Origin of the sequence: Bacillus clarus (assembly GCF_000746925.1) — a bacterium.
GTDB classification, from domain to species: Bacteria; Bacillota; Bacilli; order Bacillales; family Bacillaceae_G; genus Bacillus_A; species Bacillus_A clarus.
Genome location: NZ_JMQC01000008.1, coordinates 3946687 through 3963855, shown reverse-complemented (window position 1 = coordinate 3963855; position 17169 = coordinate 3946687). Strand labels below are relative to the sequence as shown.

15 protein-coding genes and 1 pseudogene are annotated in these 17169 nt (G+C 34.5%); 6 read left to right on the top strand and 10 right to left on the bottom strand.

The window, feature by feature from the left end; genetic code table 11:
- Positions 1-47 precede the first annotated feature (47 nt).
- The gene (gene aspA / locus DJ93_RS21280) at positions 48-1487 is read right to left on the bottom strand and encodes an aspartate ammonia-lyase (RefSeq protein WP_042983086.1); all 1440 of its coding nucleotides are present in this window, start codon (positions 1485-1487) and stop codon (positions 48-50) included.
- A 24-nt stretch (positions 1488-1511) separates the two neighbouring features.
- Positions 1512-2783 carry a cation:dicarboxylate symporter family transporter gene (locus tag DJ93_RS21275; RefSeq protein WP_042983084.1) on the bottom strand — a complete coding sequence of 424 codons (1272 nt, stop codon included), beginning with the start codon at positions 2781-2783 and terminating at the stop codon, positions 1512-1514.
- A 379-nt stretch (positions 2784-3162) separates the two neighbouring features.
- Here DJ93_RS21275 and pyrH point away from each other — a divergent pair, with 379 nt between their 5' ends.
- The gene (gene pyrH, locus DJ93_RS21270) at positions 3163-3906 is read left to right on the top strand and encodes a UMP kinase (RefSeq protein WP_042983083.1); all 744 of its coding nucleotides are present in this window, start codon (positions 3163-3165) and stop codon (positions 3904-3906) included.
- A gap of 58 nt (positions 3907-3964) precedes the next feature.
- Here pyrH and DJ93_RS21265 read toward each other — a convergent pair whose 3' ends face one another.
- A complete protein-coding gene (locus DJ93_RS21265) occupies positions 3965-5176 on the bottom strand; it encodes a phospholipase D-like domain-containing protein (RefSeq protein ID WP_042983082.1) in 1212 nt (403 codons plus the stop codon).
- A 112-nt stretch (positions 5177-5288) separates the two neighbouring features.
- On the opposite strand from DJ93_RS21265, the pseudogene DJ93_RS21260 reads away from it, so the two are divergent.
- A pseudogene (locus DJ93_RS21260) lies at positions 5289-5901 on the top strand (acetyltransferase); the annotation flags it as partial.
- A gap of 46 nt (positions 5902-5947) precedes the next feature.
- On the opposite strand, the gene DJ93_RS21255 reads toward DJ93_RS21260, so the two are convergent.
- The 5 genes from DJ93_RS21255 to DJ93_RS21235 form a co-directional block, all read right to left on the bottom strand.
- On the bottom strand, positions 5948-7093 hold the full coding sequence (locus tag DJ93_RS21255) for an ABC transporter permease (RefSeq protein ID WP_042983080.1): 1146 nt from the start codon (positions 7091-7093) through the stop codon (positions 5948-5950).
- A gap of 1 nt (position 7094) precedes the next feature.
- Complete coding sequence (locus DJ93_RS21250) at positions 7095-8204, bottom strand: ABC transporter permease (RefSeq protein WP_042983079.1); 1110 nt, start codon at positions 8202-8204, stop codon at positions 7095-7097.
- Positions 8205-8240: 36 nt separating this feature from the next.
- Complete coding sequence (locus DJ93_RS21245) at positions 8241-9179, bottom strand: ABC transporter ATP-binding protein (protein WP_042983078.1); 939 nt, start codon at positions 9177-9179, stop codon at positions 8241-8243.
- 136 nt (positions 9180-9315) lie between these two features.
- The gene (locus tag DJ93_RS21240) at positions 9316-10416 is read right to left on the bottom strand and encodes a sensor histidine kinase (protein ID WP_042983076.1); all 1101 of its coding nucleotides are present in this window, start codon (positions 10414-10416) and stop codon (positions 9316-9318) included.
- A 4-nt stretch (positions 10417-10420) separates the two neighbouring features.
- Positions 10421-11059 carry a response regulator transcription factor gene (locus tag DJ93_RS21235; protein ID WP_052109598.1) on the bottom strand — a complete coding sequence of 213 codons (639 nt, stop codon included), beginning with the start codon at positions 11057-11059 and terminating at the stop codon, positions 10421-10423.
- A 219-nt stretch (positions 11060-11278) separates the two neighbouring features.
- Between DJ93_RS21235 and DJ93_RS21230 the strand changes: the two genes are divergently transcribed.
- From DJ93_RS21230 to exsE, 4 genes are read left to right on the top strand one after another with little or no spacing between them, the layout of a single operon-like run.
- Entirely contained in the window at positions 11279-11824 is a 546-nt protein-coding gene (locus tag DJ93_RS21230) for an RNA polymerase sigma factor (protein WP_310593245.1), read from the top strand.
- Positions 11821-12264: a hypothetical protein gene (locus DJ93_RS21225; RefSeq protein WP_042983073.1), complete on the top strand. Its 444-nt coding sequence runs from the start codon at positions 11821-11823 to the stop codon at positions 12262-12264. The genes DJ93_RS21230 and DJ93_RS21225 overlap by 4 nt, the downstream gene beginning before the upstream one ends.
- On the top strand, positions 12257-13327 hold the full coding sequence (locus DJ93_RS21220) for a hypothetical protein (protein WP_042983072.1): 1071 nt from the start codon (positions 12257-12259) through the stop codon (positions 13325-13327). Before DJ93_RS21225 ends, DJ93_RS21220 begins: the two co-directional genes overlap by 8 nt.
- A complete protein-coding gene (gene exsE / locus DJ93_RS21215; RefSeq protein WP_042983071.1) occupies positions 13324-14280 on the top strand; it encodes an exosporium protein ExsE in 957 nt (318 codons plus the stop codon). The genes DJ93_RS21220 and exsE overlap by 4 nt, the downstream gene beginning before the upstream one ends.
- Positions 14281-14310: 30 nt before the next feature.
- Here exsE and DJ93_RS21210 read toward each other — a convergent pair whose 3' ends face one another.
- Both DJ93_RS21210 and DJ93_RS21205 read right to left on the bottom strand, forming a co-directional pair.
- Complete coding sequence (locus DJ93_RS21210) at positions 14311-15558, bottom strand: DUF445 domain-containing protein (protein WP_042983070.1); 1248 nt, start codon at positions 15556-15558, stop codon at positions 14311-14313.
- A gap of 218 nt (positions 15559-15776) precedes the next feature.
- Entirely contained in the window at positions 15777-17135 is a 1359-nt protein-coding gene (locus DJ93_RS21205; protein WP_042983069.1) for a D-serine ammonia-lyase, read from the bottom strand.
- Positions 17136-17169: the final 34 nt, after the last annotated feature.

Here is a 17169-nt window from a genome sequence, read left to right as displayed (position 1 = left end):
ATTTCTATATTGTAAACAAAAAAGAAGGGCTTGTCGCCCCTCTTCTTTTAATTTTTCTTTAAAAGAGTTGCTCCTGCAATCCCTGGATGTGTCATTTCGAATGGGTCTAGAATTAACTCTAAGTCTTGTTGTGACAATACACCATTTTTCACACATAGTTCTCGAACGGATTGACCTGTTGCAATTGCTTCTTTTGCAACACGAGCTGCTGCTTCATAACCGATATGAGGGTTCACGGCTGTAATAATTCCTACACTCTTCTCAACGTACTCTTTTAAGCGATCTTCATTCGCTTCAATTCCTTTTAAGCAATTATCTGTAAAGGCACGGAAGCCGTTATTCATAATGCTAATAGATTGAAGTAAGTTGAAAACAAGTACTGGTTCCATAACGTTTAATTCTAATTGTCCTGCTTCTGAAGCAAGGCAAATTGTATGGTCGTTACCAATTACTTGGAACGCGATTTGGTTAATAACTTCTGGCATAACAGGGTTTACTTTCCCTGGCATAATTGATGAACCTGGTTGACGGGCTGGTAACATAATTTCCGCTAAACCAACACGTGGACCTGATGCCATTAGTCGAAGGTCATTCGCAATTTTAGACATATTCATCATACATACTTTAAGTGCTGCTGATACTTCCGTGTACGCATCCGTATTTTGCGTCGCATCCACTAAATCTTCTGCACCAACAAGCGGTAATTCACTAATTGTAGCTAAATGTTTTACAACTGCTTCAATGTACTCTGGATCTGCATTTAAGCCTGTACCAACTGCAGTTGCTCCCATATTTACTTCATATAAATGTTGGCGCGATTGCTTGATACGTTTCATATCACGTTCAAGTACGCGAGAGTATGCTTTAAATTCTTGTCCAAGACGAATTGGCACAGCATCTTGTAAATGTGTACGACCCATTTTAATAACATGATCGAACTGTTCTGCTTTTAATTCAAATACATCATGCATATAACCCATCGTTTGTAATAAACCTTCTAATGCATTTAATGTTGCAATATGAATCGCTGTTGGGAATGCATCGTTTGTTGATTGTGCCATATTTACATGACTGTTTGGACTAATATAATGATAGTCTCCCTTTTCCATTCCTAATAATTCAAGGGCACGATTGGCAATGACTTCATTTGCGTTCATATTCATTGAAGTACCCGCTCCACCTTGAATTGGATCAACGATGAAATGATCATGCCATTTTCCATCAAGAATTTCTTGAGCAGCCTCAGCAATAGCGCCACCCTTGTTCAATTCCAATCTTCCTACATCTGTATTAGCAAGTGCAGCTGCTTTTTTTACAATTGCAAATGCTTTAATTAAACCTTCATGAATTTTGTACCCTGTAATCGGGAAGTTTTCAACTGCACGCATTGTTTGTACGCCGTAGTATGCATAGTTTGGTACTTCTTTTTCACCTAAAAAATCTTTTTCAATTCGCACACCATTTTTAACTTCAGTTAATGTTGCCATGATTATTCACTCCTTAACGATTTCTTATGCTGCTTCTGTTTGTTTGACTGTTTCTACATATTGTTTTGCTTTCTCATTATCGAATTCGCCTTCCCACTTCGACATAACAATGGCAGCTAATGCATTTCCTAATACATTGACAGATGAGCGAATCATATCTAAAATGCGGTCAATCCCCGCAATTAATGCGATACCTTCTAGCGGTAAGCCCATTGATCCTAACGTCGCTAATACAACAACGAATGATGCACCCGGAACTCCCGCCATACCTTTGGATGTTAACATGAGAACGAATAATAGCGTTATTTGCTCCGTAAGTGACATGTGCACGCCATACATTTGCGCAACAAACAATGCCGCTAACGCTTGATAAATAGCTGATCCAGTCAAGTTAAATGTATAACCTGTCGGAATTACGAAAGAGGCAACTGCCTTTGGACAACCGAACTCTTCCATTTTTCTCATTATATTAGGTAAAACAGCTTCTGAACTTGCTGTCGTAAATGAAAGAATAAGTTCTTCTTTTAAAATTTTCATTAATGTAAAAATGTTTACTCCGACCATTCGTGCATTAATACCTAATACAATCACAACGAATAGTATAACAGTTACGTATACAGCTAGCACTAATTTTCCTAATGGAAGTAGTGTTGCTACACCAAATTTTGCAACCGTAACTGCAATTAATGCGAATACACCAAATGGTGCGAATTTCATAACTTGATTTGTAACCCAAAACATCGCTTCGAGTACACCCTCAAAGAAGTTAAAGACAGGCTTTCCTTTTTCACCGATTGCCGCAACTCCTAAACCGAATAATACTGAGAAGAATATAATCGGTAATAAGTCACCTTGTGCAATAGATTCAAATACGTTTTTCGGTACAATATGAACAATCGTTTCAGCAAAACCTTTCTTCTCTGTAGCATCTGCTGTTTGTTTATAAGAAGAAATATCACTTTGCTGTAAATTATTCATATCAACGCCAGTACCTGGTTGGAATATATTCGCTGCAATTAATCCCATCAAAATAGCAATCGTCGTAATAATTTCGAAATAAAGAATTGTCTTCCCGCCTAGTTTCCCAAGCTTTTTCATATCTCCTACACCAGCTACTGCAACAATTAACGCTGAAATAACAATTGGTACTACAATCATTTTGATTAAATGAATAAATATATCCCCAATTGGTGTGATATAAGAAATCGCCGTCTTATTACCATAAAAGATTGCCCCTACTACAATCCCTAAAACAAGCGCGACAAAAATTTGTGTTGCCAATCCGAATTTTTTCATTTATGTTCATCCCCTTCATGCGAACGCTTTCAATTTGAATTTATAAAAGCTTACTCACACATGATATAAGTGAACCTACAAAATCAGACAAAAACCTACAGATTTGTCACAAAAAATTCGAAAACTTTTCTTGTAATGTTCATTGACACTTTTTATAAAAAAGAAATAAAATAACCTTGATAAATCATCAGATTATTTCGTATAATCTAAAAGATATATACATTCAAAATAAATGGAAATGAAAAGGAGTGGATGTTATGAAAAATTATACGAAGAAGTTCATCATATCTGTTTCTTTTCTTTTTTATTTTCTTAGCAAGGAACAAAGGCATTCGCCTTTGTTCCTTTTTTTATTGTCATCTATATAGGGGGAATTGTTATGAAGCCATATAAACGTGTCTTAATTAAATTAAGCGGCGGAGCACTTGCTGATCAATCTGGAAATAGCTTTAACTCCAAACGATTAGAACATATTGCAAATGAAATATTATCCATTGTCGATTTAAGCATCGAGGTCTCCATTGTCATTGGCGGCGGTAACATTTTCAGAGGGCATCTCGCTGAAGAGTGGGGAATTGACCGTGTAGAAGCTGATAATATTGGTACATTAGGTACAATTATTAATAGTTTAATGCTTCGCGGCGTTTTAACAAGTAAAACAGAGAGAGAAGTGCGCGTTATGACTTCCATCCCATTTACTGCGGTAGCCGAACCTTACATTCGCCTACGGGCAGTACATCATTTAGATAACGGCTATATCGTCATTTTCGGCGGCGGTAACGGGCAACCTTTCGTTACGACAGATTATCCAAGTGTACAGAGAGCGATTGAAATGAATAGTGACGCCATTTTAGTCGCAAAGCAAGGCGTAGACGGCGTCTTTACAAGCGATCCAAAACGTAATAAATCAGCGAAAATGTACCGAAAACTGAACTATAACGATGTTGTTAGGCAAAACATACAAGTGATGGATCAATCCGCTTTATTACTCGCTCGAGATTATAATTTGCCAGCACACGTCTTTAACTTTGATGAGCCTGGAGTTATGAAAAGAATATGTTCAGGAGAACATGTAGGAACATTAATTAATGATGATGTTACACAGCTTGTACATGAAAAATAATTCTCTCTTATTAACAAAAGGGATGCCTATCATACCGCATCCCTTCCTCAATTATTGTTCATAAATAAAAATCAACCAATCCTGCTACTTTCTCTTTACAACGCTCAAAAAAAGATAATTTTTCAAAAAAATCGCTTGTCATCTCTTTTGAATCATGAAAATCTTGTACTAACGCTTCATTCACTTGTGATATGATCGGACCACCATGAATATATAAATTCATTTCATCATTTATATAGAAGCTTCGTGAAGTAAAGTTCGCTGTACCGATTACAGTTATTTCATTATCAACAAGCATTAACTTCCCATGAAACATCCCTTTTTTATAACCATACACCGTAATCCTATTTTTAACCATTTGACGTATGTAAGGATACGCCGCTTCTTTAATAAGAGGAATATCCGGTTTATACGACCAAAGTATTTTTACTGTAACACCACGCTTTTGCGCCTGAAGTAACACATTCATTAGTTCTTTATTTTTTGCTATAAAATAAGGCGTTGCAATTACGATAGAATGTTTCGCTTGTTTGATTAACTCTATATATTTTTGAACAACATGGTGTCCGTTATAACTAACCATAGTATGTAATGTATTCCCTTTAACTGGTTGCTGAACGATCCTTTTTATTTCTTCTTTCGTATCCCGTTTCCAATCTAAAGCGAACTGTTCTTCCAAATCTATTGCCCCTTCTCCTTGCAACCGTACATGGTAATCACGCCAATATCCAAATCGCTTATCTTTCCCTAAATATTCATCTCCTATATTAAAACCACCCGTATAACCAATTTTCCCATCGATCGTCGTAATGCGACGATGATTACGATGATGGAGAGAATAAAACCCGAATGGTAATTCAGGTTTTCTACTATATGTAAAATGAACACCACTTTCCTGTAATTCATTTTTCATCTTTCTTTCGAATGACAAATCATTAATCAAATCAACCGATAAATATACGGTCACCCCTTCTTTCGCCTTCTCTTTTAATAAATTTAAAAAAGTATGGCTACTTTTATCATCCGAAAGAATATAAAAATAAGTATAAACGGTTTGTTTCGCTTCTCTTACATCAGCAAATAACTGTTTATAAAACGATTTTCCTTCTACATATAATTGAAAGTCACTATAATGAGGCGCATACTCTGTTGGCTCATTTTTCCCGGCTTCCATTTTCCTGCCGAGGGTAACATCAATGTGCATCCAAATTAAAGAAAAAACTAAAATACCAATAATAATAGAAGTAACTCGTAATATCTTTTTAATCATCTTGATTTCCTTCCGCTCAAATTACTTTCTACTCTGTAGTGTTTCATTAAAGTATGTTTTCATGCGAAATGTATTTCTTACTTTTTATTGGATGTTAAAAAGTTAAAGGTGAAAAGAATATGAAAATGATGTGGAGCAGCTTATTATACTCTGTACACCAAACGCTGGATCTCCTCCTAATTATAGTTATTGGACTGGAGGCAGTCTCCCTGTACATCCATCTTCTAAAATAAATATCGTCTATTTCTATATGGAACAATACATACATTACTTAAGCGCCTTATATAAGATCAATACAGTTGAAGCAATACACCTGTACTTTCCAGGGTTACAAGATATTATTCCCTGTAAAGATTACGGAAGTTATTTTTTTACAAGATCTGGATCCTCTATTACATTTCTTCCTTATAGCAAGATGCAAACAAAAAATCCTTTCCTCGATACAATTAAATGAAAATAGATTTATTATACAGAAAAGAAATATTCAAACTACACTCATTGCAGGAGATGGAGAAGAGACAATTCAATATTTACAAGTCGTTCCTTCACATTCCAAACTGAAATGGGCAGACGGAAAGGTCGTCGGTGATATGCTTACAAAGCATGGTGACGGTAACGCTGTTCTACATAGTGTTTTTCTTTTAGATGGCAATAAATATATTGTGCGTGGGTCACATAATGAAGTGTTATATAAAAGTATACCTATATTACAAAAAATACTTTAGATTACGAATAAGAAAAAAGGTGTGGCAATAAGCCACACCTTTTTTCTTAAATAAAATTCCTTGCATCATTATTTCTTCCAAACTTATAAATAGCAATTAAGAAGAATGCGATTGCAAAGGCAAATAAGATTAAAATGTTTACATACAACTCGGAAAATGGAATTCCTTGCTGCAATTTCGAGATCGTGTCTAACAGCCAGCGCTGCGGAAGAAAATCAGCCACTTTTTGTACTGCTTTCGGCATGATGTCATATGGAAAATAGCACCCAGCAAGCAAGCATGTTGGTACAATAACTATATTTTGCATCACATTTGCAGAAGTTGAATTTTTCGCAAAAGACACAATGACTAACGATAAACCAATTGCGATTAAAGCAAATATCATGAGTATACCAATCATAACTATAAAAGGCATATTTATATTCGTATGAAAAACATTCGTCATAAATAATACTGCAATTACAATTTGCACTGTTAATATAATCATATTCACCGCGACATTAGATAATATAAATTTCTTCCCATCTATCGGTGTTGATAATAATCTAAAATACGTTCTATTCTCTTTTTCCTTTAAAATAAATCCTGACAAGTTCACCGCTGAAAATAGCATAAACACTATAAGGAATCCCATCGTTTGATTTGTCATATCTTTATTTTTTGAAGTATCTTCAAGTGTCTCTGCTTTGACTTTAAATGAACTTTTTTGATAACCAGCGTACATATTATCAAACGTACTTTGATCCGTTCCTGCCACTTTACTAATCGCAGCGATATTATCAATATAGTTATATAAATATGATTTTATAAATACTGTTACTTGATCGCCTTTAATCGATGAAATCTCAATATGACTCGGTTTCCCCTCTCGAACACTTTGCGAAAAACCAGGCTGAAGTGTTATAACGCCATCAAGTTTTTTTGAAGTGAGTTTATCTTCCACTTCAGACTCCTTAATTTCACTTACATTTATATGATTTAATCCTTCTAAAAATTTCACTGTATCATTTGCTATAGGCTGATTTTCTTTATTTATAACCCCGATGTTTAACGTTCCTTGCCCTACATTTCCGTATATCGAAAAAGAGATGAGTGTTCCTATTATCGGCAAGCTAATAATAATTAGTAACCCTTTTTTATTTTTCAAAAGTACAGATAACGTTTTTTGTATGAGCCATAAAATATCTTTCATACTATAGCCCCTCCCGTCTACGTAATGCAATCATCGCAATCAATAAAAAGAGTGCTGAAATTCCAAGGTTTAAAGATATTACCGGCAGTGCCGCTCCTATATCATTTGCATAAATAATTTTCATAACAGCTGTATTTGCCCATGTTAATGGTGATAAATTTGTAACGAAATTTTCTTCTACTACGAAATATGCACCACCAAAAATAGAAGACAATTGCACAACAACCATAATAATCGCTCTAGATGCTTCACCTGTTTTTGTAATATATCCGATCCCTAAACCGAAGCTAATTGCTAGAAAGACCTCTGTTAATAAAATAATAAATATAATTCCAAGATGGTCGCCCCAATTCGCTTGAAAAACAAATTTACTAAATAAAACAACGAGTAATAGACAAAGTGCATTCGCTACAAGACTACCGAGTACTTTCCCAATGAAAATTTCAGCCTTACTTATAGGTGCCGCAATGAGACGATCTCCTGTTTTACGTAATCGTTCTCCTCGAATTAAAAAACTTGCCCCCATTGCAGCGTACAGTGCAATCATCGTCGTCATTACAACTGCATAGTAATCCATTGAGCCTGGTTTTTTAGCAGCTTGTAAGGATGTTTCTTTCATATAATCATTATGATTTCCGTTTGAAATAACTGCGCTCACCTTACTTGGATCCACTTTTGCAACTTCGACTGCTACATTATACTTATCAACAAATGTTGTAAGCATCCCTTCAACAATACTTCCCTCGACACTACTTCTGTCACTTCCGTAAAATTTCGCACCGTCCTTATTTAACTCCACATATGCAGCATATTTATTTTGCTTCACTTCTTCTTTTCCATCTATACCTTCGGGAATTTTCTTAAAGTGAATACCTGATTTATCGACTTCTTTCGTAAACGCTTCAAATGATTGAGAAAACGTACTACTCGCTTCATCTTTATATAACACTTGTATATCTTTAATAGAATGACTATCACTTTTAAATGCGTTACTTAACGCTGTTCCTAACACAAGCATAAGCACAATCGGAAAAGCTAACATAAAAACTAAAGTTCTTACGTCCCTGAAATCTCTTTTAATGTGCATAATTGCAATATTGAAGATGTTCAATCGATGAACCTCCCTTTACTTTTTCTTCATTTACCTTTATTTATCTCGTAAGTTTCTTCCAGTCAACGTAAGGAATACAGTTTCTAAGTTCGGAGCCTGCTCCTCTAACGAACGAATTTCAATGTCATGATTAATACAATGTTGAATAATTTTATTTAAATTGTTTAATCCTGCATCGGAATTTACTTTAATTACGTTCTCTTCAATTTGAACAGCTTTCACACCGTTTATCTCTTTTAATTTTTCTACATCGAGATTTTCTACTGATTTCACTTCAATCCAAATATCTTTCGTATCGGTAATAATCGCTTTTAACTGTTCTTTCGTGCCTTCTGCAATCACTTTACCATGATCTACAATCGCTATTTTCGTACAAATCTCTTCTACTTCTTCCATATAGTGACTCGTATAAATTATCGTACTTCCCATTTCATTTAATTTTCGGACAGACTGAAGAATATAGTTTCTTGATTGCGGATCAATTCCAACAGTTGGCTCATCCATAATAATTAACTTCGGTCGATGAGCGATCGCACAAGCTATATTCAATCTTCTTTTCATCCCACCTGAAAAGTTTTTCGGATAGCTTTTATGTTTATCACTAAGTCCTACAAATTGAAGAGCTTCCTCTACCCTAGCTTTTAATTCAGCTCCTCTTAATCCGTACAATCCAGCAAAGAATTTCACATTTTCATAAGCAGTTAGCTCTTCATAGATTGCTATATCTTGCGGAACGATACCAATATTCATTTTGGCAAAACGATTATGCTTCTTTATATTTTTTCCTAGTATGCTAATTTCACCTTCATTACTTCTTAATAAGCCAGCAATCATATTAATCGTTGTACTTTTCCCAGCACCATTCGATCCTAAAAATCCAAATATTTCTCCTTCTTTAATCGATAAAGACATATTATCTACTGCGATGAAATCACCAAATTTTTTCGTTAAATTTTTAATTTCCAATGTATTCATCATTTCACCCCTATTTCGGTTTCTCTGCTGTTATTATAAACAAAAAGAATGAACCTGCTCAGTGCAGAAGTTCATTCTTTTCACATGAGATTATTCACTTTTTTCATATGAGATGATTCATCCTCATCACATTTTCCTATATCGGTAACAACATGGTTACTGAAAAGCCACTTGTCCCATCTACAATAATTTTCCCGTTCACAGACGCTGTTCTCTCCTCCATACCAATAATACCAAGGCCTTTTTTAACACGAACTGCACCTTTTCCGTTATCCTTAACCTGCACCTTGATCATCTTATTCAATACATGAATATCTATTGAGATAACTGTCGCATCAGCGTATTTCATCGTATTCGTTAACGATTCCGTTACGTTTTCACTAATAACTTTCCACTGAATAGGAGAAATCATATCCAAGTTCCCTTTATGTACAAACGGAACTTTTACATCATGCTTACTTTCAAACTCATCTATGAATAATCTCATACGGTGAATTCCAATTTGTTCAGTCGGTGGTTTCATATTTTTTAGAGTAATTCTAATACTTTCAATTCCATCCTTTGAAATATGAATCGCATTTTGTAATAACTCCGCAGATTTTTCTTTATCTATTTCCATTAATCTCTTTGCTGCTTCCATTTGGATAAGTGCACCTGTCATCGAGTGACCGATTTTATCATGAATTTCTTGAGATAGTCGATTTCTCTCTTCTAACTTAAATGTGTACTCTGATTGTCTTATGTATTCTTTGTTTTCATTTAGGCTTTTCGTCAGTCGTTGCATATCTTTTCGCATCTTATCATTTTGCATTTCTAATTTTAATAAACGTGCTATGTAACGGTCTGCTATCGTTAAAGCAAGAAAACAAAATGCGCTAATAAGCCCATATGTCATCTGAATACCATCACCTATAAAAAAGATGGGAAAGATCATTATGAAAAAGATTTGCCCTTTCTTTTCTATGTAATAACTTACGATTTCGTATAAGTTCAAAGGTAAAAACAAAATAAAAAACGGATGAACCTTCCATGTAAATAACATGACTACGCCAATTGACAGACAGATTAAAAACTTTTTGTATGTATCTTTTTTTAATATAGAAATCATTACGTTTACAGAAAGGTATATAAGCAACGTAAATATAACCCACGGTAAGTTCGTAACATTTGAGTGAATGTAGCTGAACACAATATATAAAAAGACAATAAATTTACTTACAATTAACCAAAATTCCATAACATTAATCTACTTTCCCTGTTAAGTAATAAATCGCAATTTGTGTGCGATGTTCTAGTCCAGTTTTCCCTAAAATAGATGTAATATAATTTGCAATCGTGCCTTCCGATATGAAAAGTTGCTTCGAAATTTCTTTATTAGAGAAACCTTTTGCAATTAATGCAATAATACTAAGCTCCCTTTCCGTGAAAAGGCTCTTATCTATTTTAGACTCCTCTTCTTTACTTTCCATTAAATTAGACTTAATTTTATCAAGAATTACATCTTGCATAACAGTTTGTCCGTTATATACTCCTTTTATTGCATCACGAATACGCTCAGGATCGTTATTTTTTAATAAATAACCTTTCGCTCCGTTTTTTACTGCCTCTAAAATATATTCATCATCATCAAACGTCGTTAAAATAAGCGGTTTCGTTTTCGTCTCCTCACAAATTAACTTCGTCGCCTCTACACCATTCATGTTTGGCATGCGAACATCTAAAAGCGCAATATCGACCTCATGCTTTTTACAATACGCTACAGCCTCTTTTCCATCATTTACAGTTTCTAATACTTCGAACTCTTCGTATGTATTTAAAATAATTTTCATGCCTTCTCTAATAAATGAATTATCATCTGCTATTAATATTTTAATTTTCATGTTTGTTAGTATGGCCCTTCCCCTACTAACATTCACATCCTTTCTTCACGTGACATTTCCTACTTGCTCATTATATACTTCTTCTTACCATTTTTTCACACCTTTTTCATATAGCCCCTTCGCTAAAAATATATTATTCTTTTTTTACAATATGTGTAGGGGGACTTATCTTTTCTTACGTCTATATAATAGAATGCATCAAAAAGGAGGGAGAGAACGATTGAGGAAAGACAATTAATTGAAAAAGCACAACAAGGAAGTGAGCATGCTTTTCGCATCCTTGTACAAACATATCGTCATTATATTTTTCAAGTTATCTTTTCTATTTTAAGACATGAAGAGGATGCTAAAGATGTTACACAAGAAGTATTCGTAAAAATTCACACCTCTCTCCCTAACTATCAATTTCGCGGATTAAAAACGTGGATGGCACGTATTGCTACCAATCACGCTATTGATTATAAGAGGAAGAAAGCTAGAGAAAACGAAGAACTCTCCTTATGTAAAGAAACTGAGGAAAATATAAAATCCTCTCATAACATTGAAGCTTTACTATTGACGAAAGAGCAAAAATTATTGATTGCTCAAAAACTAAGAGAACTTCCGGAAAATTACCGTGACGTCGTTCTCGCGCATTACTTAGAGGAAAAAAGCTATCAAGAAATTGCTTTCCAGGAAAACATCGAAGTGAAAACAGTCGAAATGAAACTGTATAGGGCAAGAAAATGGATTAAAAAACATTGGAAGGAGGAAGAGTTTCTATGATGCATTATTCAAAAGAAGATTGGCGCAATTATACATTAGATTTTATAGCAAGCAATGAACGTGAATCTATGGAAGAACACCTTTATGAATGTGATTATTGTTTAGCACTTTATATGGAAAGTATTGATGAACAACATGAAAACCTTCCAATGATAAATGATGATTCATTTATGAACGAAGTTATAGCACAAATACATTTTGAAACGCTACAATCTAATGAAAATATAAAAACAAATCAACTAAAGCGTACGATTATTCATTACATAATTGCGACTGCGGCTACAATTATTTTTATGGCAAGTGGTTTATTCCATTATATTTTCACAGCGACATCAAATTTCGAAAAATCTTCGAAACACAATGAGACTTCTATCTCACAGCAACTTGTAAACAAAACGATGCACACATCAAAAAATGACGGAGGTTCAAAGCATGAATAAAAACCCCTTTTTAGCACTTATTTTAGGGCTAATTCCTGGGCTTGGTCATTTATATTTAAAGAAGATTGGACGTTTTATTCTATATAGCGGGGGATCTTTATTTCTATTTATCTTCGCAGTATTTTGTACAATAGCATTAGGAGAGCGCAATATTGCTTTTCTTTCTCTATTTTTACTAGCAGTGTTATGGGTGATCAACTTAATGGATTTAGTTATCACTATTATAAATCAATCGAAAAAACAAGCAGCCGGACAATTTACAGATTCCTCTAAAGAGAGCGAACGATTTTATATCATTCTCTTATCTATTATTCCTGGGCTTGGTCATTTTCAATTAGGACTTATGCAGCGCGGCCTTACATTTTTAGTAGCTTGCACAGGTATTGGAAGTATGATTATATTCGTTGCACTCTTAACATCTCAAGAAAGTTTCCTTATCTTTCTCGTTACGTTACCTGTTTTATGGATTTATAATTTCTTCGATGTCGTTCAACAACTACAGAAAAAAGAACGTGGCGAGCAATTAGTTGATCGTACTATTTTTGAAGAATTTGAAGAGCATCGAGAACAAGGAAAGAAAAGTAAAGCATTTGCTTCTATTTTAGCAATGTTCCCTGGAGCAGGACATATGTATTTAGGCTTACAACGTCGTGGCCTTCAGCTTATGGCAGCCTTTTTACTATCTATTTATTTACTTGATTTATTAAGACTCTCTGCGTTTTTATTTTTAGTACCAATCATTTGGTTTTATAGCTTTTTTGACACATTACAGCAAACAGCAAAATACGGAAAAGAACGCGTAAATGACGAACCTATCATCGATTATTTTATAAATCATCAAAGATGGATCGGCATTGGTTTAGTTGCATTAGGTGGTTATTATTTATTAGATCAAACTCTTCTTCCTATTTTAGACGAGTATGTTTCTACTATATTTAATATTCATCTTACAGAGTTATATTATCGCTATTTCCAAACATCTATCGTTGCGCTCCTCTTAATTGGTGGCGGCTTTAAATTGTTACTTGGAAATAAAGAAAACAAAGGTGGTACAAAAGAATGAGAACATGGCGCGTTGGAACCATCTCAATGGGTATTTCCATTATTTTATTAGGTTGCTTTTTACTATTTTCAGTCGCAAAAGGAGTTCAAGCATTAGATACATTAACAGCATGGTGGCCTGTTTTACTTATCATACTTGGCGCTGAAATTTTACTATACCTTCTATTTTCTAAAAAGGATCAACCTTTTATTAAATATGATATTTTTAGTATTTTCTTTATCGGAGTTTTAGGAAGCATTGGAATTGCTTTTTACTGTTTATTATCAACTGGATTACTAGAAGAAGTTCGTCATTCTATTAACACAACTAGGCAAACGAGTAATATTCCAGACGGACAACTTGATATACCTGAATCTATCAAAAAAATCGTAGTGGATGCGGGGCATCACCCTCTAACGATAGAGGGAAATCATACAAATCAAATTCATCTTTTTGGAACATATGAAATGACGACGAAAGCAAATGAAAAACTCAATTTAAAACGAGAGGATTTCCTTTCAGTTCAAACAGCTGGAGAAACGATGTATATAACTTTAAAATCATTACCGGTTCAGCATACGTTATTTAACTCTGCACCACAGGTGAAACCAACGCTCGTTCTTCCGCAAAATAAAAATGTAGAAATTCGTGCTTCAAATAACGAACTATCTCTTTATCCAGGTCAATTACAAAATAATTGGTTTGTACAAAACAGCTCAAGCGTATCTGTTCATTTAGCAAAAGAAAGTGATGTTTCTTTAACAGCCGTAACAAATCAAAAAGAAACTCACGGAAACACACCTTGGGAACAAGTAGAAGATTTAACGAAAAAAGAAAATAATTCTTCAGAAGAAAATCCAGAATTAAACGACCGAGAACATTGGTATAAAAACTCGATAAAAACAGGAAATGGGACGTACAAATTACATATTGAGAAAGCTTATAATTTAAATATGAGTGTTATCGAAAAATAAGAAACCTTCCACAATTGTGGAAGGTTTTTCTCATATAATCGCTTTTATTCCTTCTAAAACTAATCCAATCATAAAGCCACAAACAGCCCCGTTCACACGGATCCACTGCAAATCTTTACCGACATTATTTTCAATCATTTCGATTAATGTTTTATCATCTAGCTTATCAAAATTTTCTTGCACAAGCTTTCCAATTTTCGAATGATTTTTTTCAACAAGATTCACAACTTGTTTTTGTAACCAATCTTCTATTTTTTGAACAGTCCGTTCGTCTTCTTTTATATTATTCATTTGTGTTTTTAAAAATGAAATAACATATTTATCAGCAAATTCTTCATTTTTCACAAAAGCAACTGCCCTTTGTTGTACTTGCTCAAGCATCTCTTTTATTTTGTCAGTAGCATCCCAATTCGCAATCCATTTTTCTTTCCAATTCTCTAATTCCTGTAATAAAGCTTCATTTTCCTTCACATTAATCAACTCTTGGCGGATCTTCATTAATATAAGCTGTCTCGTACTATTATCAGCATCTTGCAAGCTGTTAATATTGCTAATGATAAACTTCTGCAAAATACCTCCAATTTTATCTTCATCTACAATATTCATAAACGATTTCAACGTAAACTGTAAAAAACCATCTACTTTTATATTTTCCATCGCTTTCATACCTAAGCTTCCGAGCTGATAACGAGCCTCATCTTGAGCTGTCCACTCTTTCGCTTTCATTAACATATAATCAAGTGTTTTCTCATCATATTCTTGCATAACTAATTGATCAATAAGCACTTGCAATATATTACTCGTATGAATTGTATGCAAATATGTTTTTAATTCTTTTTCAATAATAACAGCTAACTTTTCCGTATTTATTTGAAGAATTGCTTTCTCAGCAATTGTTACAATTCCTTTTTTCACAGCGTCAGACTGTAACTCTTTCTCAGCAACTTGCAGTACCATTTGTGCTAGCTGCATTTCTTTTACTTTACTCGTAATACTTTCTTTCGTCAGCCATTCATTTTCTAACGTAGATACGAGCCCCTTTGTTACCCGCTTCCTGTTTTTCGGCAATAAAGCCGTATGCGGAATTGGGATCCCCATCGGATGACGAAATAGAGCCGTAACCGCAAACCAATCGGCAAGTCCGCCAACTAATCCTGCCTCAAATCCTCCTTGTATAATCTCCCCTGCTACCGTTCCTTGAAAAGGGATTGTCGCTGCGAAACCTACGCCCATAACCCCTAGTGAAATACCGGCTAAATATTTTGACTGTAATGACATTGTATACACACACCCTCTTAATATGTAAAATGAAGCCTCTTCATTGTATTTAATCCTTATTAGTAATCCTTTATACCTATACTATAAAGAACTAGTGTGAAAATAACAAAGATTTTATAATGATATTTACAGCAATAACAATCTACTAGTCCCTATTTTCATTCATGCCTTTTTAGACAATCCATATAAATAAAAGAAAAATGAGGCTGTGAATAGCCTCATTTTTCTTTTATCATTAATTCCAGACCCTTTTTATAATACCCGCTCATCACATCTTCTGGAACCATACTCCCACCAGTTCCCCACACGATATGTGTACCTCTCTTCACTTTTTCTGTTAAATGTTGCTTTTGTAAATACACTTTTCCTTCTTTACATAATTTCATTGGTCCAATCATACCTGCTAGTGCAGAAGTCTCTAAGTAAATCTTTTCTGTGTCCGCGAGCTCTTTTAACAATCTATACATCTCTTCATCACTAACTGTGTAATTTCCACTCAAAAACGGTTCCATCGTTTTACCGACAAATCCAGAAGGCCTTCCTACCGCAAGACCATCTGCGTCTGTTATATTATCAATACCGATTTCTTGAACGGAAATTTTATCGTGAAGTCCAGTCATTAAACCAAGTAACATACATGGCGAATGAGTAGGCTCCGCAAAGAAGCAGTGTACGTTGTCTTTATACAATAACTTTAAGCCGAATGCTACCCCGCCAGGGCCCCCACCAACTCCGCACGGAAGATAAACGAATAAAGGATGTTCTTCATCTACTACAATCTCTAACTCTTCTAATTGTTTTTGCAAACGAGACGCTGCTACTGCGTATCCTAAAAATAAATCATGTGAATTTTCATCATCAACAAAATAACAACTAGGATCAGCATCTGCTTGTTGACGTCCTTCTTCTACTGCTTTACTATAATCAGCTTCATATTCGATAACTGTCACATTTTTACTTCTTAGTAAATCTTTTTTCCATTGTTTCGCATCGGCCGACATATGAACTGTCACATTAAAGCCTAGCTTGGCACTCATAATGCCGATACTAAGTCCTAAATTTCCAGTTGATCCTACCGCGATAGAATATTTTGAGAAAAAGTCTCTAAAACGATCACTATCTAAAATGGAATAATCATCTTCTTTTGTTAGTATCCCATGCTTAAAAGCTAATTCTTCTGCATGTTTCAATACTTCATAAATGCCGCCTCTTGCTTTTATTGATCCGGATATTGGAAGATGACTGTCACATTTTAATAATAATTCCCCTAATATCGATTGGTTGTACTTTTTCTCTAAAGAATGTTTCATCGAAGGAATTTTAACTAAAGGTGATTCTATAATACCGTTCGTTCCTTTCGTTTCAGGAAAGATCTTTGCAATATACGGTGCAAAACGCTTCAATCTCTCTTCTGCGTCTTTTACATCTTCCACATTAAGTGGAGAATCTTTCATACCCACTTGGAAGGCTTCCATATTCGGATTCACCCAAAATACTTCTTCCATTGCAATAAGATTGTTTAGAAATGGAAGTTGCTCTTTCCATGCTTCTAGATTTTTCCCCTCTATCCCTTTCATTTATCTCATCTCCTCATATTGTTGTGACAAATCA

Excerpts from the sequence above, each read along its gene's own strand:
- aspA (WP_042983086.1), bottom strand. The coding sequence starts at position 1,487 with ATGGCAACATTAACTGAAGTTAAAAATGGTGTGCGAATTGAAAAAGAT.
- DJ93_RS21275 (WP_042983084.1), bottom strand. The coding sequence starts at position 2,783 with ATGAAAAAATTCGGATTGGCAACACAAATTTTTGTCGCGCTTGTTTTA.
- pyrH (WP_042983083.1), top strand. The coding sequence starts at position 3,163 with ATGAAGCCATATAAACGTGTCTTAATTAAATTAAGCGGCGGAGCACTT.
- DJ93_RS21265 (WP_042983082.1), bottom strand. The coding sequence starts at position 5,176 with ATGATTAAAAAGATATTACGAGTTACTTCTATTATTATTGGTATTTTA.
- DJ93_RS21255 (WP_042983080.1), bottom strand. The coding sequence starts at position 7,093 with ATGAAAGATATTTTATGGCTCATACAAAAAACGTTATCTGTACTTTTG.
- DJ93_RS21245 (WP_042983078.1), bottom strand. The coding sequence starts at position 9,179 with ATGAATACATTGGAAATTAAAAATTTAACGAAAAAATTTGGTGATTTC.
- DJ93_RS21240 (WP_042983076.1), bottom strand. The coding sequence starts at position 10,416 with ATGGAATTTTGGTTAATTGTAAGTAAATTTATTGTCTTTTTATATATT.
- DJ93_RS21235 (WP_052109598.1), bottom strand. The coding sequence starts at position 11,059 with ATGAAAATTAAAATATTAATAGCAGATGATAATTCATTTATTAGAGAA.
- DJ93_RS21225 (WP_042983073.1), top strand. The coding sequence starts at position 11,821 with ATGATGCATTATTCAAAAGAAGATTGGCGCAATTATACATTAGATTTT.
- DJ93_RS21220 (WP_042983072.1), top strand. The coding sequence starts at position 12,257 with ATGAATAAAAACCCCTTTTTAGCACTTATTTTAGGGCTAATTCCTGGG.
- exsE (WP_042983071.1), top strand. The coding sequence starts at position 13,324 with ATGAGAACATGGCGCGTTGGAACCATCTCAATGGGTATTTCCATTATT.
- DJ93_RS21210 (WP_042983070.1), bottom strand. The coding sequence starts at position 15,558 with ATGTCATTACAGTCAAAATATTTAGCCGGTATTTCACTAGGGGTTATG.
- DJ93_RS21205 (WP_042983069.1), bottom strand. The coding sequence starts at position 17,135 with ATGAAAGGGATAGAGGGGAAAAATCTAGAAGCATGGAAAGAGCAACTT.